The following is a 19,275-nucleotide window of genomic DNA, read 5'->3' on the forward strand; positions in this document are numbered from 1 at the left end:
CATCGGTACCGCTGGCCGCCGTCAACGCACGATCCCTCGCTGCGGATCCACGCCCGCCAAAAAGTCGTGCATCAGCGCCACGTCGGCCACGGCCTCGGGGTGGGTATCCACCAAGGCCTCGATGCGCGCCACCGCCTGCTCCAACGTCAGCCCCTCGCGGTAGAGCGCCTTGTGCATGGCCTTGACGGCGGCGATGCGCTGCGGGCCAAAGCCGCGGCGGCGCAATCCTTCGTAGTTCATCGATCGCGCCTGCGCGGGCTGGCCCTGTGCCATCACGAACGGGGGCACATCGGCAAACAGCAGGGCGCACATCGCGGTCATGGCGTGGGCCCCGATGCGCACGAATTGGTGCACAACCGTAAAACCACCCAAAATGGCCCAGTCGCCCACCTGCACATGGCCAGCCAGTTGGGCGTTGTTGGCAAAAATGGTGTGGTTGCCCACCACGCAGTCGTGCGCCAAGTGCGTGTAGGCCATCATCCAGTTGTCGTTGCCCAGCCGGGTCACGCCGCCGCCTTGCACCGTGCCGATGTGGTAGGTGCTGTATTCGCGGATGGTATTGCGGTCGCCGATCACGAGTTCGCACGGCTCGCCCGCATATTTTTTGTCCTGGCTGGGCAGCCCCAAGCTGACGAAGGGGTAAATGCGGTTGTCGCGCCCCAGCGTCGTGCGCCCCTCCAGCACGCAGTGGGCGCCGATGCGGGTGCCGGCACCGACGCGCACCTGCGGGCCAATGAGGGTGTAGGGGCCAACCTCGACATCGTCGTCCAGCTCGGCCTTGGGGTCGACCAGGGCAGTGGGGTGGATGCGGGCCATGGCCGCCTCAGGCGATGGTGCGCATGGTGCACATGAGCTCGGCCTCGCAGGCGATCTCATCGCCCACGCGGGTCGTTCCCTTGAACTTGAAGATACCGGCCTTCATGCGCTCCAGCGTCACGTCCATGATGAGTTGGTCGCCCGGCTCCACCGGCCGCTTGAAGCGCGCGCCATCGATGCCAGCAAAGTAGTAGACCGTTTTGTCGTCCGGCGTCACGCCCAGCGTCTCGAACGCCAGCAGCGCCGCGGTCTGCGCCAACGCCTCCAGCATGAGCACGCCAGGGAAAACGGGCCGATGCGGAAAGTGCCCCGTAAACACCGGCTCGTTGATGGTCACGTTTTTCAGCGCCCGGATCGAGACGCCCTTTTGCACCTCCAGCACCCGGTCCACCAGCAGGATCGGGTAGCGGTGTGGCAGTCGTTTGAGGATGTGGTGAATGTCCATGCTCATGTCAAGCGTCGCTCCAGGGCTCTGAGCCGCTCACGCAACCCGTGCAACTGGCGCAGGGTGGCGGCATTTTTTTCCCAGGCGCGATTGTCGTCGATCGGAAAGACCCCGCTGTAGTGGCCCGGCTGCAAAATCGAGCGCATCACCACCGACGCGGCAGAAATATGCACATGGTCGGCCAGCTCCAGGTGCCCCAGCACGATCGCCCCGCCCCCTAGGGTGCAATGGGCACCGATGCGCGCCGAGCCGGCGATGCCGACACAGCCGGCCATGGCGGTGTGGCGGCCCACGCGCACGTTGTGGCCGATCTGGATCAGGTTGTCGAGCTTGACGCCATCTTCCAGCACCGTGTCGCCAAGCGCGCCGCGGTCGATGCAGCAGTTGGCGCCGATCTCGACGTCGTCGCCGATGCGCACGGCGCCCAGCTGCTCGATTTTGACCCAAGCCTTGCCGCTGCCATCCGGCAACGGGGCGGGCGCGAAGCCGAAGCCGTCGGCCCCGATGACCGTACCCCCATGGACGATGCCGCGCGCACCGATGCGGCAGTCGTAGCCCAGCACGACCCCGGGCCCCAGGCGCGTGCCCTCCCCCACTGACGCGCGCGCCTGCACCACGGCGTGTGCCCCGATGTGGGCCTCGGCCCGTACCACGGCACCGCTTTCCACCACCGCCATCGGCCCCACGGAGGCGCTGGGGTGCACCTCGGCATCCGGCGCGAGATAGGCCGTCGGATGCACCCCGGACGACTCTGGCCGTGGCTGCACGTGCCGACGCCACCACTGGGTCAGGTGAGCAAACGTCAGATAAGGGTCGGGGCTTGCCCAACAGGCCCAGCCAGACTCGGGCGGATCGGGGCGCGCCATGACGTCGGCCACCAGGTCGGGCGGCGCCAGGATCACCCCGGCGCGCGAGTGCGCCACCGCGCCCCGGTAGCGCGGATGCGCGACGAACGCCAGCGCGTCCTCGGTGGCCTCGGCCAGTGGTGCGATGCGGTGCACCACGCGATCGGCCTCGCCATGCAAAACGCCGCCCAAGGCGGCGTGCAGCGTGCGCAGGGTGGCGCTCACTTGGCGCTGTTCAGGCCATTGATGACCTTGTCCGTGATATCGTGCTTGGGCGCGATGTACACGGCCTCTTGCAAGATGAGGTCGTATTTTTCGGCCTCGGCAATCTGCTTGATGACGCGGTTGGCGCGCTCGATGACTTGCTGCAGCTCCTCGTTGCGGCGCTGCGCCAGGTCTTCCTGAAACTCGCGGCGGCGACGCTGGAAGTCGCGGTCGAGCTCGGCGAGCTGGCGCTGGCGCGCGGCGCGTTGCGACTCGGACAGGGTCGGGGCGTCCTTCTCAAACTTTTCGCTCGCCTGGCGCAGTTGGTTGCCCAGCGCCTCGATCTCGCGCTCGCGACGGGAGAATTCTTGTTCCAGCCGCGTCTGCGCGGCCTTGGCCGCGTTGGAATCGCGCAGGATGCGCTCGGTGCTCACGAAGCCAATCTTGATGTCCTGGGCCAGCGCGGGGGCAGCACTCGCCGCGGCCAGCGCCGCCATCAGCACCCAGCGGGCGCCCCAAGTCCGGGTCGTGTGTTTCATCAGAATGCGGTACCGATCGAGAATTGAATGGATTGCGTCTTGTCGCCGGTCTGCTTACGCACCGGCTTGGCAAAGGCGATTCTAAGCGGGCCGACGGGCGAGATCCAGCTCACGCCGATACCAGCCGAGGCGCGCAAGTCGGAGAGCGTGAACTTCTGTTCAGGCGCGTACACGTTGCCGATATCGAAAAAGCCAAACAGACGCAGCGTGCGGTCGTTGCCAGCGCCGGGGAACGGCGCGATCAGCTCGGTGTTGAGTAGCACCATTTTGGTCCCACCGAGGTAGGCGCGGTCGGCGCTGCCGACGATGGCGCTGGTGCCGCCGAGCGTGCCCGATTCGAACCCGCGCACCGACCCCAAACCGCCGCCGTAGAAATGCTTGAACAATGGCACCGGCTTGCCCCCCAGGCCCTTGGCCCACCCGGCCTCGGCGTTGAAGGCGAGCGTAAATTTCTTGTTCAGCGGCAGGTACTGCTGGTACTGGGCACTGCCCTTGACGTAGCGGGTATCGCCCGCGATACCCAGCTCACCGTTGAGGCGCTTGAGCGTCCCGCGCGATGGCACCAACGCGCTGTCGCGCTCGTCGCGGGCCCAGCCGACCGTGACCGGTACCGACAGCGGGGAGTCGCCAAACTGGGCGATGAAGTCGTTGTACGCCACGGGCATGCGGTTGCCGGGCTCGATCTTGGTCTGCTCGACGCCGATGCCGAAGTAGACCGTATCCGTTTCGGTAAATGGCACGCCAAAGCGGATCGATGCGCCCGGCGTCACGAGCCGGTAGTCGCCATCTTGGGCATCGAACGGCCGCGTGGTGCGGTAGTACACATCGAGCGTGCGCGACACGCCATCGTCGGTGAAGTAAGGGTTGGTCGTGCTGAGCACCAACTGGCGGTTGAACTTGCTGGTGTTGACGTTCAACCCCAGGTAGTTGCCCGTGCCGAACACGTTTTCCTGTTGGATGCCTGCCAGCAGCGAGAGCTTTTCCGACTGCGAGTAACCCGCTCCCACGGTCAGGTTGCCAGTGGGCTTTTCCACCACGGTCATGACCAGATCCACCTGGTCCGGCGCGCCGGGCACCTCCTGCGTGTCGACGCGCACCTCGGTGAAGAAGCCGAGCCGGTCCACCCGGTCGCGTGACAGGCGGATCTTGTCGCTGTCGTACCACGCCGATTCGAGCTGGCGAAACTCGCGCCGGATGACTTCGTCGCGCGTGCGGTTGTTGCCTTCGATCTGGATGCGACGCACATACGCCCGCCGCGAGGGCTGCGCGCGCAGCACGATGGCGACACGGTTTTTCTCGCGGTCGATTTCGGGCACCGCCTCGACCCGGGCGAAGGCGTAGCCAAACGCGCCGAAGAAGTCGGTGAATGCCTTGACGGTCTGCTCGACGTGCTCGGCGTTGTAAGGCTGCCCGGGCTGGATGCGGATGAGCGACTGGAACTCCGCCTCCTTGCCCAGGTAGTCGCCCTCCATGCGCACCGCCGACACCAGGTAGCGCGGCCCCTCGGTGATATTGATCGTGAGGGTAAGCGACGACTTGTCCGGCGACAGCGCGACCTGGGTCGAATCGATGTTGAACTCGAGATAGCCACGCGTCAGGTAGTACGAGCGCAGCGTCTCCAAGTCCGCGTTGAGTTTGGCGCGCGAATAGCGGTCACTCTTGGTGTACCAGCTCAGCCACCCGCCCGTGTCCAGGTCGAACAGGTCGAGCAGCGTTTTCTCGGAAAACGCCTGCGCGCCGACGATGCGGATCTCGCGAATCTTGGTAACGTCACCCTCGACCACGTTGAAATTGAGGTTGACGCGGTTGCGCTCGATCGGCGTGACGGTGGTAGTCACCTGCACCGCATACATGCTGCGGTTGAGGTATTGGCGCTTGAGTTCCTGCTCGGCGCGGTCGGCCAACGACCGGTCGAAGGGCCGCCCCTCGGTCAGCCCGATGTCGCGCAGGGCCTTGCGCAATACGTCCTTGTCGAACTCCTTGATGCCCGTAAAACTGACGTCGGCCACCGTCGGGCGCTCCTCGACGATGACGACCAACACGTCACCGTCGACCTGCAGGCGCACGTCCGAGAACAATCCAAGCCCGAACAGAGCCCGGATCGCGGCAGCGCCTTGCTCGTCCGAGTAGGTGTCACCGACCCGAAACGGCAACGAGGCAAAGACGGTGCCGGGCTCGACCCGCTGCAGCCCCTCGACGCGAATGTCGCGAACGGTGAACGGATTGACGGCCCAGGCCGGCAAGGCAGTGGCCAGCGACGCCAGCAAAACGCCGGCGCGCACGCGCCAAGTGCGCTGTGAGATGGGTTTCATGCGATGCGATCCGGCTCGGGGTCAACCGAGCAATCGGGCAAGGTCGTTGAAGATGGCCAGCGACATCAGGGCGATCAGCACTGCCATACCACCCCGCTGCAGCCGGTCCATCCAAACGTCGGACAGCGGCCGGCCAGCCACCGCTTCCCAAAGATAATACAACAGGTGACCCCCGTCGAGGACGGGCAGCGGCAACAGATTGAGCACGCCCAGGCTGACGCTGACCAACGCCAAGAACGACAAAAACGGTATCCACCCCAAGCTGGCCGAGCGCCCGGCGTAGTCGGCGATCGTCAACGGCCCGCTGAGGTTGCTCAACGACGCCTGCCCGGTCAACATCTTGCCCATCATTTGCAGCGACAACACCGAAACCTCCGCCGTTCGGCGCAGCCCCTCGCCCAGCGCTTGCAGCGGGCCATGCGAGACCGTCGTCATCGCTGGCGCGGCGCCAATCATGGCCCCCACCCGTCCGACCCAGGCATCGCCCTGACGCTGCGCTTGCGGCGTGACGACGACGTCGATCACCTCGCCCGCACGCTCGATGCGCCAGCGCTGTGGGCGCGCGTTACCGCTGGCATCGACCGCCGCGCGAATGCGCGCACGCAGCTGCTGCGCATCGGCGATCGGCTCACCATCGACGGCCAGCACGCGATCACCCGGGCGCAGCCCGGCCGCAGCGGCGGCGCCGTCGGGCATGACCTCTCCCACCTCGGCGGCAGACCAGGGCGCGACGATGCCGATGCGCTCGAACAGACGCGCATCGACCTCCCGCGCCTGCAGCGTCGACAGCGGCAACCACACCTCACGGCCAGGGGCATCCGGCGCCTCGGCCAGCCACAGGCGCACGTCGCTGCCGTCGAGCGCCGCCCGGGTCAAGACCCAGCGCACATCCTCGAACGACCGCACGGGCTCGGGCTCCGCGCCCGGCAGCGCCGCGGCCGTCACCCATTCGCCGCCCCGAATGCCGGCCTGCTCGGCCAACGACGCCGCCGTCGGGCTGCCCAGCACCGGTTGCGCTTGTGGCACGCCCCACCACGCGACGAACGCATAGAGCACGACGGCCAGCAGCAGGTTGGCGGCTGGCCCGGCGGCCACGATCGCCGCCCGGCGCGCCAACGGCTGCGCGTCGAACGCCAGATGCCGCTGCGCGGCGGGCACCGGGCCTTCACGCCCGTCGAGCATGCGCACATAGCCGCCCAAGGGCAGCGCGGCCAGCACGAATTCCGTGCCGTGGCGGTTGCGCCATGTCAGCAGCGGTCGGCCAAACCCGATCGAAAACCGCAACACCGGCACGCCACAGGCCACCGCCATGCGGTAGTGCCCCCACTCGTGCACCGCGATCAGGATGGCAATCGCCACCAGAAACGACAGAAGGGTCAACATGTCAATGTCCGTTGTGCCGCAGAAACCATCAGCCCGCCGCCAGCGCCTGCACGCGCGCCGCTGCGTGTGCGCGCGCCTCACGGTCGATGGCCAGCAAATCCGCCAACGACTCGGGCTTGGAGGGCACAAACGCCTCCAGCGTTCCGCGGTTGACGTGGTAGATGCGGTCGAAGCGCAGCCGACCCTGCAAAAAGGCATCGACCGCCACCTCGTTGGCAGCGTTGAGGACGGCCGTGGTGCCCGCGGGGGCGCACAAGGCCTCCCAAGCCAGATACAAACCCGGAAAGCGCTGCCGGTCGGCCGGCTCGAAGGTCAGCGCGCCCAGCGTGGCGAAGTCCAGCGCCTCCGCCCCCGATTCGATGCGCTCGGGCCAGCTCAGCCCATACGCGATCGGCACGCGCATGTCGGGCGTGCCCAACTGGGCGACGACGGAGCGGTCGCGAAATTGCACCATCGAGTGCACCACGCTCTGGGGGTGGATGACGACCTCGATCTGCTCGGGCGCAAAACCAAACAGGTACCGGGCCTCGATCACCTCCAGGGCCTTGTTCATCATGGTGGCCGAGTCGACCGAAATCTTGCGCCCCATGACCCAGTTCGGGTGTGCACAGGCTTCCTCGGGCGTCACCGTCGCCAGCGTTGCCGGATCGCGCTGCCGAAACGGGCCACCGGAGGCGGTCAGCACGATCTTCTCGACCCGCTGCGGCCAGTGCGACGGATCCTCCGGCAACGCCTGAAAAATCGCCGAGTGCTCGCTGTCGATCGGCAGCAGGCGGGCACCGCCGCTGCGCACCGCGTCGACGAACAGCTCGCCACCGACGACCAGCGCTTCTTTGTTGGCCAGCAGCAACCGCTTGCCCGCGCGCGCAGCCGCCAGGCACGGCGCCAGACCGGCGGCGCCGACGATCGCGGCCATCACGGTATCCACTTCCGGGTGGGCGGCAATCGCCTCCAGCCCCTGCGGCCCTACCAGGGGCTCGGTGGACAGCCCGCGAGCGCGCAGCCCGGACGCCAACGCGGCCCATCCAGCCGCACCAATGACCGCCCAGCGCGGCCGAAAACGCTCGCACAGTTCAAGCAGCGCATCGACTTGCCGCCCGGCGCTCAAGGCCACGACCTCGAAGCGTTGCGGATGGCGCGCCACCACGTCGAGCGTGTGGCTGCCGATGGAGCCGGTGGCGCCAAGGACGGCCAGGCGCTGCCGCTGCGGTGTGCGATCATGGAGCGGATGGGGGGTCATGACAGAAAAGACAGGAAAATCTCCAACGCAGCGCCGCCGCGCGAACGGTCGGCTTCAGGCGGGGCGCGACATCAACAGCGCCATCACCAAGGGCAACACCGGCAACAGGGCATCGACGCGATCGAGCACCCCGCCGTGACCGGGCAACAAACCGCTGGAGTCCTTCACGCCCGCGCTGCGCTTGACCAGCGACTCGAACAAATCGCCCGCGATGCTGGCCGCCGTCAGCACCAGCAGGGCGGGCAACGCCAACCCAACACCCTGCGCCGCCAGCCAGGGATACAGCGCCGCCCCCGCCGGTGGCCAGACGGCCGCCACGGCCGTCCACCCCAGCGCCAGCACCAGAACCGCCAACGCCCCGCTGGCGGCACCTTCCCAACTCTTGCCCGGGCTGATGCGCGGCGCCAGTTTGCGCCGACCGAAGGCCTTGCCGCCGAAATACGCCGCGATGTCTGCCACCCACACCAGCAGCAACGCGCTCAGCAGCATGCCGACGCCGTGCGTGTGCAGACTGACCAGTGCCCACCACGCGGCCGCCAGCGTCAGCCATCCGAAACCCAAGCGCGGCCAACGCGGCCAACGGCCCCAGGCATCCACCCCCTGCCGCAGCGAGACCGCCAACACCAGGCCCCAGGCGGCACTCACCGCCCACCACCACGGCGCCGACCCGGCATGCCCTCCCGTGTGCCACCAGGCGACGCCAAGCACGAAGCCGACGAGCAGCGCGCTACCCACCGATGCCAGCGTCCCGAGTCCATGCAAGCGCGACCACTCCCAGACGGCGGCGGCCATCAGCACACCCGTGACGAGGGCAAACGGCAGCGGCGCCGGGTAGAACATCGCTGGCAGCAGCACCAGCAGCAACACGACCGCGGTGATGACACGTGGCAGCAGCATGGTCGATCCGGGCAATCGCCACTCACACCGTCGCCGCAGCCGCCGCTTGCTGCACCTGCTCGGGCGTGCGCCCGAAGCGGCGCTGTCGCTGCGCGTAATCGGCCAGGGCGCGGTCGAACGCGGCTTCGTCGAACGCCGGCCACAACCGATCGGAAAACACCAGCTCGCTGTAGGCGATCTGCCACAGCAAAAAATTGCTGATGCGCTGCTCGCCACCGGTGCGGATCACCAAGTCCGGGTCGGGCACGTGGGATAACGCCAGGGCCGACGCCAGCGACGCTTCCGTGATCGGCTCGCCTCGGGCGGCCACGGCACGCGCGGCTTGCACGATGTCCCAGCGTCCACCGTAGTTGAAGCAGACATTGAGCACCAAGCGATCGTTACCCGCCGTGCGCCGCTCGGCGTCGGCGATGCCGTCGGCCAGCGCCTGCGGCAGCCCGCTGCGCTCACCCGGCACGTGCAGCCGCACGCCTGCGTCGTGCAGGCGCGGCACTTCCTCCATCAGCGCCTGCACCATCAGGCGCAAAATGCCGCTGACCTCGTCCGCCGGGCGGCTCCAGTTCTCGGACGAAAAGGCAAAAACCGTCAACACCTTCACGCCGCGCTGGATGCACCAGCCCACGACGCGGCGCAGCGTCTCCATGCCGGCGCGGTGCCCGGCGACCCGAGGCAGCAACCGCTGGCGCGCCCAGCGACCGTTGCCATCCATCACGATGGCCACGTGCCCGGGCACCTGGCTGACGGTGACACCGACGCCCTGCCCGGATGGCTTGGCCTGGGAATCGGACATGCGCGTGCCCGCCACTCAAATGGCCATGATGTCCGCCTCTTTCGACGCGACCATCTTGTCCACTTCGGCGATCATGCGATCGGTCAGTTTTTGGATCTCGTCCTGCGCGCGTCGCTCCTCGTCCTCGGACGCGAGCTTGTCCTTGACCAGGCGCTTGACGTGTTCGTTGGCGTCGCGGCGCAGGTTGCGGATCGCCACCTTGGCGTGTTCGCCCTCGGCCTTGACGACCTTGGTCAACTCCTTGCGGCGCTCCTCGGTCATGGGCGGGATGGGCACGCGAATGAGGTCGCCGTGCGACGCCGGGTTGAGCCCCAGGTCCGACTCGCGGATGGCTTTCTCGATCTTGGCGCCCATGCCCTTTTCCCAGGGCGACACCCCGATCGTACGCGCGTCGAGCAACGTCAGGTTGGCGACCTGGCTCAACGGCACCATGCTGCCGTAATACTCCACCTGCACCGTATCCAGCAGCGCCGGGTTGGCGCGGCCCGTGCGCACCTTGGCCAGATTGGCCCGCAGCGCCTCCAGCGACTGCTGCATCTTTTGCTCGGCGGTTTTTTTGATCTCGGGAATGCTGCTCATCGAATGGCCTCTCGTGGTCTCAGACGTGCACCAGGGTCCCCTCGTCCTCGCCCATGACGACGCGCTTGAGCGCGCCGGGCTTGAAGATCGAGAACACCCGCACCGGCAGGTTCTGGTCACGGCACAGCGCAAACGCGGTCGCGTCCATCACCTGCAGTTGGCGCACCATGGCTTCGTCGAAACTGATGCGCGGATATCGGGTCGCCGTGGGATCTTTCTTGGGATCGGCCGTATAGACGCCATCGACCTTGGTCGCCTTGAGCACGATCTGGGCGCCGATCTCGGCGCCCCGCAGCGCGGCCGCGGTATCCGTGGTGAAAAACGGATTGCCCGTGCCCGCCGCGAATACGACCACCTTGCCCTCTTCCAGATACTGCAGCGCCTTCGGGCGCACGTAGGGCTCGACGACCTGATCGATCGCGATAGCCGACATCACGCGCGCCTTGGTACCGCCGCGCTCCAGCGCGTCACCGATGGCCAGCGCATTCATGACGGTGGCCAGCATGCCCATGTAGTCGGCGGTGGCGCGATCCATGCCGACGGCACCGCCCGCCACCCCGCGAAACAGGTTACCCCCACCGATGACGATGGCGACCTGCACCCCCAGGCGGTTGACCTCGGCCACCTCGGCGACGATGCGCTCGATGGTGCCGCGGTGGATGCCGAAGGCCTCGTCGCCCATCAGGGCTTCACCGGAGAGCTTGAGAAGAATGCGCTGCAAAGCGGGCATGGCGGGGTCTCGCAATCTGGCAGGGGATTGTACGGGGGGTTGGACGGTGGGCAACGATCGCCCTGTAAAAACGGCCGGCCCCTGAACAGGAGCCGGCCGTCGGCAGAACAAACGCGTGCGTCAGGCTTTTTGCGCGGCCGCCACCTGCGCCGCCACTTCGGCGGCGAAGTCGTCTTGCTTCTTCTCGATGCCTTCGCCCACCACGTAGAGGGTGAAGCCCTTGACCGTGGTATTGGCACCCTTGAGGTACTGGCCGACAGTCTGCTTGCCGTCCGCGGCCTTGACGAACACCTGGTCCAGCAGCGAGACTTCCTTGAGGAATTTCTGCACCGCACCATCCACCATCTTGGCGATGATCTCGGCGGGCTTGCCGGATTCGGCCGCCTTTTGCTCGGCGATCGAGCGCTCCTTGGCGACCAGCTCGGCCGGCACCTCGGCCGACGACGTGGCCACCGGCTTCATGGCCGCGATGTGCATGGCCACGTCCTTGGCTGCCGTCGCGTCGCCCTCGTACTCGACCATGACACCGATGCGCACGCCATGCAGATAGGCCGCCAGCTGGCCGCCGCCCGCGTAACGCTTGAAGCGGCGGATCGTCATGTTTTCACCGATCTTGCCGATCAGCCCCTTGCGCACGTCTTCCACGGTGGGGCCAAAACCCTCCATCGACAGCGGCAACGCCGACAGCGCCGCCACATCGGCCGGGTCGCGCTCGGCGACCAGCTTGGCCAGCGCCTGGCAAAAGCTGCCGAACAGTTCGTTCTTGGAGACGAAATCGGTCTCGCAGTTGACTTCGATGAGCGCGCCGGTGTTGCCATCGATGTGCGACGCCACGACCCCTTCGGCGGTGACGCGGCTGGCCGCCTTACCGGCCTTGTTGCCCAGCTTGACGCGCAGGATTTCCTCCGCCTTTTCCATGTTGCCGTCGGCCTCGGTAAGGGCCTTCTTGCACTCCATCATGGGGGCGTCGGTCTTGGCGCGAAGTTCCGCGACCATGCTAGCGGTGATAGCTGCCATTGTGTTGCTCCTTGGGGCGGCGTGCGCCACCCGAGTGTGGATCAGGGGTATGTCCAGACGGTGACAAAAAAGGGGCACGCAGCCCCTTCGTCGCCGGTGACGCGGGGCGTCAGGCCTCCTCGACCTCGACGAACTCGTCGCCGCCCGCACGCGCGGCCTGCACGACCTGCTCGACAGCAGCACTGCGGCCTTCCAGCACGGCGTCGGCGATGCCGCGCGCGTAGATGGCCACCGCCTTGGCCGAGTCGTCGTTACCCGGGATGACGTAGTCGATACCTTCGGGCGAATGGTTGGTGTCGACCACGCCAATGACGGGGATGCCCAGCTTCTTGGCCTCGGCCACGGCGATCTTGTGGTAACCCACGTCGATCACGAAAATCGCATCCGGCAGCGCGGTCATGTCCTGAATGCCGCCGATGTCCTTTTCCAGCTTGGCCAGCTCGCGATTGAACAGCAGCTGCTCTTTCTTGGACATCCCCTCCAGACCGGCTTCTTTTTGCGCCTGCATATCCTTGAGGCGCTTGATGGACGTCTTGACGGTCTTGAAGTTGGTCAGCATGCCGCCCAGCCAGCGCTGATCGACATACGGCATACCGGCGCGTCGCGCCTCGGTGGCCACGATCTCGCGCGACTGGCGCTTGGTGCCCACCATCAGCACCGTGCCGCCGTTGGCGGTGAGCTGGCGCACGAACTTGCGCGCCTCCTCGAACAGCGGCACCGTCTTTTCGAGATTGATGATGTGGATCTTGTTGCGATGGCCGAAGATGTAAGGGGCCATCTTGGGGTTCCAGAAGCGCGTCTGGTGCCCGAAGTGGACACCGGCTTCCAGCATTTCGCGCATGGAAATCGACATGGTGGTCTTTCTATTCCGAAGGTTGGGTCTGAAGACGGCCCGGATCACGCGGCAAGCGACAAGGCTCGACCGACGCGACACCTGGGATGGGCCGGCTCGCGATTGCTTTGCGACTGCCAACGCGCACCTCGGCCAACGAGTCGCAAAACCTGTCGATTATAGCGCGTCGCATCGAACTATAGCGCGTCGCATCGAACTGCGATGCACGCGTGCGGCGCCCGGGCCCGCGGCCTATACTGGCTCCATGCCCCTGCAACGACTGCTGCCACCGCCCGCCGATACACTCACCACGCCCTTGCACCGCCGCTGGCCGCTCTACGGGGTGAGGGCCTCGCGAACCATCGAGCGCCGGGCAGCGGCTGCCCTGCCCGCCCACACGCTGATGGCGCGCGCCGGGACGGCCGTGGCGCGCCTGGCGCGCGCGTGGCAACCGCACGCGCGCCGCGTCACGGTGCTGGCCGGCGGCGGCAACAACGGCGGCGATGGCTGGTTTGCCGCCGCGCTGCTGCAGCGCCATCTGGCACGGGTGCCGGGTGCGCAGGTGCGGGTCGTCAGCCTGTTGAGCGACCCGACCCGGCTACCCGACGATGCCCGCTGGGCGCGCGCGACGGCGCTGGAGGCAGGTGTGACCGCGGTCCACGATTTATCGGGTCTGGACGAGGGGGCGGATCTGGTCATCGACGCAGTGTTCGGCCTGGGTCTGTCGCGCCCGGTCACGGGTGTCGCGCTGGTCGCGCTGCGCTGGCTGCAAGCCTGCCCCGCGCCCACACTGTGCGTGGACCTGCCCAGCGGGCTGGATGCTGACAGCGGGCGCTGGTGGGCCGACGCCCCGCCGCATGCGTGCGGCCCGCGCGTGACGTTGGCCTTGCTGACCCTCAAGCCGGGCTTGTTCACCGGTGTGGGGCGCGCCTGTGTGGGATCAGCCCTCTGGTTCGACGACCTGGGTGTCACCGCCACCGAGGCGCCGGATGCCTGGCTGGCGTGGGACGACGCCTGGCCGCAGGTTCCCACTTTGCGGGCCGACCACGCCAGCCACAAGGGGCAACGCGGTGATGTGCTGATCATCGGCGGTCAGCTACCGACGACCGGCGACGGCATCGGCATGACCGGTGCCGCGCTGCTGGCCGGTCGCGCTGCCTTGCGCGCGGGCGCGGGCCGCGTCTATGTGGGCTTGCTCGGCGACGCCGACACCGTGCCGGCTGTCGACCCGGGGCAACCCGCGCTGATGCTGCGCACGGCACAAGCGGCGCTACAGTCGCCGCTCGTCGAGCAGGCCGTGGTGGTGGCGGGCTGTGGTGGCGGCCGTGCCATGGCCGATGCGCTGCCCCCGCTGCTGGCGCGCGCCCCCCGGCTGGTGCTGGACGCGGACGCGCTCAATGCGCTGGGTGCTGCGGCGGCGGCCGACGCCGCGCCCGACCCGGTCTGGGCCCGGCGCCGAGCCGCTGGCTGGTGTACTGTGCTCACCCCGCACCCGCTGGAGGCGGCGCGCCTGCTCGGGACCGACAGCGCCGACGTGCAATCCGACCGCGTGCGCGCTGCCGCCACACTCGCGCAGCGGCTCGGCTCGGTGGTGGTACTCAAAGGCAGCGGCACCGTGATCGCCGCACCCGGGGTCACCCCGATCATCAATCCCAGCGGTGACGGGCTGTTGGCCACCGCCGGCACCGGGGACGTGCTGGCCGGCCTGATCGGCGCCCGGCTGGCCAACGTCCACGCCGCACCGCCCGACGTGCTGGCCAGCGCCGTGGCACAAGCCGTTGCAGCCCACGGCGACCTCGTGCGATACTGGGCCTCACGGTGGCCCCCGACGGCGACCGATCTCGTCGCCTGATTCCCTGCGCGCTGTTCTAGGAGTCGTCTCGATGCCCATCGATGATCGCGACCTGCCCCGCTGTGCGGCCAATCATGTGCCGCTGACGCCGCTGTCGTTTCTGGAGCGCACCGCGCAGGTGTACCCTCAACGCCCGGCAATCGTCTACGGGTTGAGGGAATCGGCGCTGCGGCAGACGTGGCAGGAGACCGAACGACGCTGCCGGCGGCTGTCCAGTGCGCTGCAACGCAGCGGTATTGGACGGCGGGATACGGTCGCGACGCTGTTGCCCAATACCCCCCCAATGGTGGAGGCTCACTTTGGCGTGCCGATGGCGGGCGCGGTACTCAATGCCATCAATACCCGCCTCGACGCCGCGGCGGTGGCCTTCATGCTCGACCACGGCGAGGCGCGAGCGTTACTGGTGGACCCGGAGTTTGCCGCGCTGGCCGCCGAGGCGCTGCGCCTGCGGCAGCGCCGCGAACCGCCGCTCGTCGTGCTGACCCGCGACGCGTCGTTCGGACCGCCGACGGCAGCGCTCGACGCCATCGACTACGAGGATTTCCTTGCCAGCGGCGACCCGACCGCCCCCTGGGTGCCACCCGAGGACGAATGGGATCCGATCGCGCTGAACTACACCAGCGGCACCACAGGCAACCCCAAGGGGGTGCTGTACCACCACCGGGGGGCGGCGCTCAATGCGCTGTCCAACATACTGGAGTGGGACATGCCCAAGCACCCCGTCTATCTGTGGACGTTGCCGATGTTCCATTGCAACGGATGGTGCTTTCCGTGGACGCTGGCCGCGCGCGCAGGTGTCAACGTGTGCCTGCGGCGGGTAGAGGCGGCCGCAGTGTTCGAGCTGATGCGCACACACGGCGTCACCCACTACTGTGGCGCGCCGATCGTGCACGCCATGCTGGCCAACGCGCCCGAACCCATGAAGGCCGGACTGCCACGGGGCATCCGGGGCATGGTCGCGGCATCGGCCCCGCCAGCGGCGCTGCTGGAGGCGATGGAGCGCATGGGCATCGAGCTGACCCACGTCTATGGCCTGACCGAGGTCTATGGCCCTGCCACCGTCTGCGCGCCGCAACCCGATTGGGCCGATCAGCCACTGGCGCAGCGCGCGCGGCTCAACGCCCGCCAGGGCGTGCGCTATCACCTCCAGCAGGACGCGCGGGTGCTCGACCCCGGCACGATGCAGCCGGTGCCGTGGGATGGCGAGACGATCGGTGAGATCATGTTCCGCGGCAACATCGTCATGAAGGGTTATCTGAAAAACCCACAGGCGACGGCCGAGGCATTCGCCGGCGGCTGGTTTCACACGGGTGACCTGGCGGTGCAATACCCGGACGGCTACATCAAGATCAAGGACCGCAGCAAGGACATCATCATCTCCGGCGGCGAGAACATCTCTTCGATCGAGGTGGAGGACGTCCTCTACCGCCATCCGGCGGTGCAGGCCGCGGCAGTGGTCGCCAAGCCCGACCCCCGCTGGGGCGAGACACCGTGTGCGTTCGTCGAGTTGCGAGACGGCGCGCAAGTCACGGCCGAGGAATTGATCGCCCACTGCCGGGCCCACCTGGCCGCCTTCAAAGTCCCGCGTGCGGTGGTGTTTGGCGAGCTCCCCAAGACCAGCACTGGCAAGATCCAGAAGTTCGAACTGCGCAAGCGCGTTGGCTCCGTCCAAGCCATCGACGTCTGACCTCGTGGTGGTCCTGCGGTGACGTCACGGGCTGCTCACATCCGGAGCCAAGCCGTGCCCCGGATGCGCGCCATCGGCATGGGCCGAAGGGATGCGCCGCTGGCGCCGCCACTGCCACGGTGGCACGGCATCCGCATGCTGCCAAAGGCCACGACGGCCCCACCGTGCCTGCGCTTCGGCCAGCGCATACTGCCACCGTTCGGGCAGTGGCTGTTCATCGGCATGTGCCCGGTAGTGCCACGCCAGCCCTTGCTCCAGCAGCCACAGCGACAGATCGGTCGGCGCCAACGGTCCATCCGGCACCCACACCACGGCCAACAGGCGGCCGTAGCGGTCGTGTCCGCGCGGCTCCAGCCGCACGAGCCGCCCTTGCGCCAGCGCGCGAACCGCGTCGCGCGCCTGCTCGCCAAACGGCTGCGCGATTTCTGGCGCGTCGATGACCGCCAACCGCACAGTCCGCTCGCGCCCCGTGCCATCGCGCACGCGCAAGGTGTCGCCGTCGTGCACGGCGATGACGGTAACCGCGAGCGCGCCCGCGCCGTCGGCTGCTGGCGGTGCGCCACTGCAACCCAGCAGCACCCCCAGCCATACCGACAGAATCAGCCAGCGACTGCCGAGCCGAGCCACGAAGCGCACTGTCGGAATCCCCTTCAATGGCGATGGGGCGGCTGGCTGTTAGCGCTTGCGCCGCGCCTGCGGGGTGCGCGGCGCGCGGCGCGTCGGCTCCTCGGCCCCGGTGGCGCGCGGCGGCAGCCCGGTGTGTTGGGTCAACAGCCGCCCGCGGGGCGGTGGCGCCTCGGCCGCCGTGGCTTGCCCGGGCGCGCGCGCCTTGGCCGCCGGTGGCGTGGAATTGGCGCCTCGCGGCGCGCGGTAGCCGCCATCGGTGACGGGCTGGTACGCAGGCACCAGGTGGTGTTTGCCGTTGCCGATCAAATCGGCACGGCCCATGGCCTTGAGCGCCTCGCGCAACAGCGGCCAGTTGTTGGGGTCGTGGTAGCGCAAAAACGCCTTGTGCAAGCGCCGGCGCCGCTCGCCGCGCACCACATCCACCTTCTCGGTGCGCTCGTCGCGGTGGATGCCCTTGAGCGGGTTGAGCCCCGTGTGATACATCGCGGTGGCCGTGGCCATGGGGCTTGGATAGAAGGTTTGCACCTGGTCGGCGCGAAAGCCGTTGCGCTTGAGCCACAGCGCCAGGTTCATCATGTCCTCGTCCGTGGTGCCCGGGTGGGCGGCGATGAAGTACGGGATGAGGTACTGCTCCTTGCCTGCCTCGCGCGAGTAGCGGTCGAACATCTGCTTGAAGCGGTCGTAAGTGCCGATGCCCGGCTTCATCATTTTGGACAGCGGCCCGGGCTCGGTGTGTTCGGGCGCGATCTTCAGATACCCCCCAACGTGGTGCTGCACCAGCTCGCGCACGTATTCAGGGCTGCGCACCGCCAAATCGTAGCGCAGGCCCGATCCGATCAGAATCTTTTTGACGCCCGGCAGCGTGCGCGCACGGCGGTACAGCTGCACCAGTGGTCCATGGTCCGTGTGCAGGTTGGCGCAAATGTCCGGGTAGACGCAACTGGGCTTGCGGCAGGCGGCCTCGATGGCCGGGCTGCGACACCCCAGGCGGTACATATTGGCCGTGGGGCCACCCAGGTCCGAGATGACACCGGTAAACCCTGGCACTTTGTCGCGAATTTCCTCGATTTCGCGCAGGATGGACGCCTCGGAGCGGCTCTGAATGATGCGCCCCTCGTGCTCGGTGATGGAACAGAAGGTGCAACCGCCAAAACAGCCCCGCATGATGTTGACGCTGAAGCGGATCATCTCCCAAGCGGGGATCTTGGTCGGCCCATCGTGGCGGCCGTTCGCATCGGCATACGCCGGGTGTGGGCTGCGCGCATACGGCAGGCCGAACACCCAATCCATCTCGGCCGTGGTCAGGGGAATGGGCGGCGGGTTGATCCACACGTCCCGTGCCGAAGGGCCGCTGCCATGCGCCTGCACCAACGCACGCGCGTTGCCGGGGTTGGTCTCCAGGTGCAGCACGCGGTTGGCGTGCGCGTACAGCACCGGGTCGGCCTTGACCTGCTCGTAGCTGGGCAGGCGGATGACGGTGCGCTCGCGCGGCAGCCCTCCTCGGCGGGCCAGCGCCGGATTGGGCATGAAGCGCACAGGCGCCACGGGCGACCGTGCCGCGGACGCCGTGTTGGCTGCCTCGGCCTGGGCCTGCGCCTCGGCCTCGCGCGCACAGGTCTGTCCCTGCGCCTGGGCCTGCTCCGAGACCATCAGGTAGGGGTTCACGTGCGCCTCCACCCGGCCGGGGCGGTCCACCTCGGTCGAGTCGATCTCGAACCACCCCTCGGGTGTGCCGCGGCGCACGAAGGCAGTGCCCCGCACGTCGGTGATGGATTCGATCGGCTCACGGCGCGCCAGACGGTGCGCCACCTCGACCAGCGCGCGCTCGGCATTGCCATAGAGCAGCAGATCGGCCTTGGCGTCGAGCAGGATGGAGCGGCGCACGGTCTCGCTCCAATAGTCGTAGTGAGCGATGCGGCGCAGGCTGGCCTCGATGCCGCCCAGGATGATCGGGACGTCCTTGTACGCCTCGCGACAGCGCTGGGCATACACGATGCAGGCACGATCCGGCCGCTTGCCCGCCACGCCGCCAGGGGTGTAGGCATCGTCGGAGCGAATCTTGCGATCCGCTGTGTAGCGGTTGATCATGGAGTCCATGTTGCCCGCCGTCACGCCCCAGAACAGGTTGGGCCGGCCCAGGGCTTTGAACGGCTCGGCGCTGTGCCAATCAGGCTGGGCAATGATGCCGACGCGAAAGCCCTGCGCCTCGAGCACGCGACCGATCACCGCCATGCCAAAGCTCGGGTGGTCGACGTAGGCGTCACCCGTGACCAGAATCACGTCGCACGAATCCCAACCCAGCGCCTCCATCTCGGCGCGGCTCATGGGCAGGAACGGCGCCGTGCCGAAGCGCTTGGCCCAGTATGGCTTGAAGCTGGTCAGCGGCTTGGCATCGCGCGGAAAGAAAGAGACGTCGAGCGGAGCGTTCATCGGGCGCAGGCGTCCATGGAAAAAAGCTTTTCAGTTTACGCGCGCGCAGC

The 19,275-nt window shown here is 67.7% G+C and carries 17 protein-coding genes; 2 read left to right on the forward strand and 15 right to left on the reverse strand.

Annotated elements, in window-relative coordinates; genetic code table 11:
- Positions 1–21: 21 nt before the first annotated feature.
- The 13 genes from lpxA to rpsB form a co-directional block, all read right to left on the reverse strand.
- Positions 22–816, reverse strand: coding sequence for an acyl-ACP--UDP-N-acetylglucosamine O-acyltransferase (gene lpxA, locus ACPP3B_RS00180; RefSeq protein WP_299023060.1), 795 nt, complete (start codon positions 814–816; stop codon positions 22–24).
- A gap of 7 nt (positions 817–823) precedes the next feature.
- On the reverse strand, positions 824–1,261 hold the full coding sequence (fabZ, locus tag ACPP3B_RS00185) for a 3-hydroxyacyl-ACP dehydratase FabZ (protein WP_299023087.1): 438 nt from the start codon (positions 1,259–1,261) through the stop codon (positions 824–826).
- Positions 1,262–1,263: 2 nt separating this feature from the next.
- Positions 1,264–2,331, reverse strand: a complete 1,068-nt coding sequence (gene lpxD, locus ACPP3B_RS00190; protein WP_299023061.1) for a UDP-3-O-(3-hydroxymyristoyl)glucosamine N-acyltransferase — start codon at positions 2,329–2,331, stop codon at positions 1,264–1,266.
- Positions 2,328–2,849: an OmpH family outer membrane protein gene (locus tag ACPP3B_RS00195; protein WP_424859375.1), complete on the reverse strand. Its 522-nt coding sequence runs from the start codon at positions 2,847–2,849 to the stop codon at positions 2,328–2,330. The genes lpxD and ACPP3B_RS00195 overlap by 4 nt, the downstream gene beginning before the upstream one ends.
- Positions 2,849–5,161 (reverse strand): outer membrane protein assembly factor BamA, encoded by a 2,313-nt coding sequence (gene bamA / locus ACPP3B_RS00200; protein WP_424859376.1) that lies wholly within the window; start codon positions 5,159–5,161, stop codon positions 2,849–2,851. The genes ACPP3B_RS00195 and bamA overlap by 1 nt, the downstream gene beginning before the upstream one ends.
- A 21-nt stretch (positions 5,162–5,182) precedes the next feature.
- Entirely contained in the window at positions 5,183–6,544 is a 1,362-nt protein-coding gene (gene rseP / locus ACPP3B_RS00205) for an RIP metalloprotease RseP (RefSeq protein ID WP_424859377.1), read from the reverse strand.
- Between the two features lie 28 nt (positions 6,545–6,572).
- Positions 6,573–7,784, reverse strand: a complete 1,212-nt coding sequence (dxr, locus tag ACPP3B_RS00210; protein ID WP_424859378.1) for a 1-deoxy-D-xylulose-5-phosphate reductoisomerase — start codon at positions 7,782–7,784, stop codon at positions 6,573–6,575.
- 54 nt (positions 7,785–7,838) lie between these two features.
- Entirely contained in the window at positions 7,839–8,681 is an 843-nt protein-coding gene (locus ACPP3B_RS00215; RefSeq protein ID WP_299023068.1) for a phosphatidate cytidylyltransferase, read from the reverse strand.
- Positions 8,682–8,703: 22 nt separating this feature from the next.
- A complete protein-coding gene (gene uppS / locus ACPP3B_RS00220; RefSeq protein WP_424859379.1) occupies positions 8,704–9,471 on the reverse strand; it encodes a polyprenyl diphosphate synthase in 768 nt (255 codons plus the stop codon).
- Between the two features lie 15 nt (positions 9,472–9,486).
- A complete protein-coding gene (gene frr / locus ACPP3B_RS00225; RefSeq protein ID WP_314226652.1) occupies positions 9,487–10,050 on the reverse strand; it encodes a ribosome recycling factor in 564 nt (187 codons plus the stop codon).
- A 19-nt stretch (positions 10,051–10,069) separates the two neighbouring features.
- Positions 10,070–10,780 (reverse strand): UMP kinase, encoded by a 711-nt coding sequence (gene pyrH, locus ACPP3B_RS00230; protein ID WP_299023072.1) that lies wholly within the window; start codon positions 10,778–10,780, stop codon positions 10,070–10,072.
- Positions 10,781–10,900: 120 nt separating this feature from the next.
- Positions 10,901–11,797, reverse strand: coding sequence for a translation elongation factor Ts (gene tsf, locus ACPP3B_RS00235; RefSeq protein WP_299023073.1), 897 nt, complete (start codon positions 11,795–11,797; stop codon positions 10,901–10,903).
- 109 nt (positions 11,798–11,906) lie between these two features.
- The gene (gene rpsB / locus ACPP3B_RS00240; protein WP_424859380.1) at positions 11,907–12,650 is read right to left on the reverse strand and encodes a 30S ribosomal protein S2; all 744 of its coding nucleotides are present in this window, start codon (positions 12,648–12,650) and stop codon (positions 11,907–11,909) included.
- Positions 12,651–12,894: 244 nt separating this feature from the next.
- On the opposite strand from rpsB, the gene ACPP3B_RS00245 reads away from it, so the two are divergent.
- Both ACPP3B_RS00245 and ACPP3B_RS00250 read left to right on the forward strand, forming a co-directional pair.
- Positions 12,895–14,481, forward strand: a complete 1,587-nt coding sequence (locus tag ACPP3B_RS00245; protein WP_424859381.1) for an NAD(P)H-hydrate dehydratase — start codon at positions 12,895–12,897, stop codon at positions 14,479–14,481.
- Between the two features lie 31 nt (positions 14,482–14,512).
- On the forward strand, positions 14,513–16,168 hold the full coding sequence (locus tag ACPP3B_RS00250; protein WP_424859382.1) for an acyl-CoA synthetase: 1,656 nt from the start codon (positions 14,513–14,515) through the stop codon (positions 16,166–16,168).
- A 24-nt stretch (positions 16,169–16,192) separates the two neighbouring features.
- Here the strand turns inward: ACPP3B_RS00250 and ACPP3B_RS00255 are convergent, their stop codons facing one another.
- On the reverse strand, positions 16,193–16,804 hold the full coding sequence (locus ACPP3B_RS00255) for a thermonuclease family protein (RefSeq protein ID WP_424859383.1): 612 nt from the start codon (positions 16,802–16,804) through the stop codon (positions 16,193–16,195).
- 39 nt (positions 16,805–16,843) lie between these two features.
- Positions 16,844–19,225, reverse strand: a complete 2,382-nt coding sequence (locus ACPP3B_RS00260) for a YgiQ family radical SAM protein (RefSeq protein ID WP_424859384.1) — start codon at positions 19,223–19,225, stop codon at positions 16,844–16,846.
- Positions 19,226–19,275 lie beyond the last annotated feature (50 nt).

The sequence above is a fragment of the Tepidimonas sp. HKU77 genome (assembly GCF_049728535.1).
Taxonomy (GTDB): domain Bacteria; phylum Pseudomonadota; class Gammaproteobacteria; order Burkholderiales; family Burkholderiaceae_C; genus Tepidimonas.

Coding starts and splice junctions, on each gene's coding strand:
- lpxA (WP_299023060.1), bottom strand. CDS start 816: ATGGCCCGCATCCACCCCACTGCCCTGGTCGACCCCAAGGCCGAGCTG.
- fabZ (WP_299023087.1), bottom strand. CDS start 1,261: ATGGACATTCACCACATCCTCAAACGACTGCCACACCGCTACCCGATC.
- ACPP3B_RS00195 (WP_424859375.1), bottom strand. CDS start 2,849: ATGAAACACACGACCCGGACTTGGGGCGCCCGCTGGGTGCTGATGGCG.
- bamA (WP_424859376.1), bottom strand. CDS start 5,161: ATGAAACCCATCTCACAGCGCACTTGGCGCGTGCGCGCCGGCGTTTTG.
- rseP (WP_424859377.1), bottom strand. CDS start 6,544: ATGTTGACCCTTCTGTCGTTTCTGGTGGCGATTGCCATCCTGATCGCG.
- dxr (WP_424859378.1), bottom strand. CDS start 7,784: ATGACCCCCCATCCGCTCCATGATCGCACACCGCAGCGGCAGCGCCTG.
- ACPP3B_RS00215 (WP_299023068.1), bottom strand. CDS start 8,681: ATGCTGCTGCCACGTGTCATCACCGCGGTCGTGTTGCTGCTGGTGCTG.
- uppS (WP_424859379.1), bottom strand. CDS start 9,471: ATGTCCGATTCCCAGGCCAAGCCATCCGGGCAGGGCGTCGGTGTCACC.
- frr (WP_314226652.1), bottom strand. CDS start 10,050: ATGAGCAGCATTCCCGAGATCAAAAAAACCGCCGAGCAAAAGATGCAG.
- pyrH (WP_299023072.1), bottom strand. CDS start 10,780: ATGCCCGCTTTGCAGCGCATTCTTCTCAAGCTCTCCGGTGAAGCCCTG.
- tsf (WP_299023073.1), bottom strand. CDS start 11,797: ATGGCAGCTATCACCGCTAGCATGGTCGCGGAACTTCGCGCCAAGACC.
- rpsB (WP_424859380.1), bottom strand. CDS start 12,650: ATGTCGATTTCCATGCGCGAAATGCTGGAAGCCGGTGTCCACTTCGGG.
- ACPP3B_RS00245 (WP_424859381.1), top strand. CDS start 12,895: ATGCCCCTGCAACGACTGCTGCCACCGCCCGCCGATACACTCACCACG.
- ACPP3B_RS00250 (WP_424859382.1), top strand. CDS start 14,513: ATGCCCATCGATGATCGCGACCTGCCCCGCTGTGCGGCCAATCATGTG.
- ACPP3B_RS00260 (WP_424859384.1), bottom strand. CDS start 19,225: ATGAACGCTCCGCTCGACGTCTCTTTCTTTCCGCGCGATGCCAAGCCG.